Annotated in this window: 1 protein-coding gene; it reads left to right on the top strand. The window is 43.8% G+C overall.

The features are described 5' to 3' along the window. Window positions 1-18 precede the first annotated feature (18 nt). Window positions 19-425 (top strand): hypothetical protein (locus D7X55_RS45200; RefSeq protein WP_233610472.1); only part of this gene is annotated, 407 nt, incomplete at its 3' end.

The raw sequence follows: 425 nt of genomic DNA, 5'->3' as shown, positions 1-425 counted from the left end.
ATCTAAGGGCTAAAACTTATGCTGCGATTAAGCCATCAGTTATTCATCATCTTATTGTTCTGCCTAGTTGGCTGCGGCTACCAGTTACAAAAACCACTGGTGATCAGCGATCATAGACAAGCAATTTTCATCGACGGTGATCGCTCACTGGCGCTTAAGCTAAAAAAACAACTTCGCAGCCAAGGTATTAACGTTAGCGATTCTCTTAGCAATGCTAGCAGCCGTATTATCCTAGAGGTTATTGAGCGTGATAGCCGAAATCTTACCTTAACTGCTGATACTCGCGATGCACAGACAGCCCATCGTTTAAGCGTTTCAATCGAATGGTTATCGCTGCGAAAACACGACATTTCATCGCAACCCATATCGACATCGATAATCCTACCACCCACCAACGTTCATGCTGAACTGATTCAGTTGCAAAA

This window comes from Corallococcus sp. AB049A (genome assembly GCF_003668885.1).
GTDB lineage: Bacteria > Myxococcota > Myxococcia > Myxococcales > Myxococcaceae > Corallococcus > Corallococcus interemptor.
This window is presented reverse-complemented; position numbering and strand designations above follow the sequence as displayed.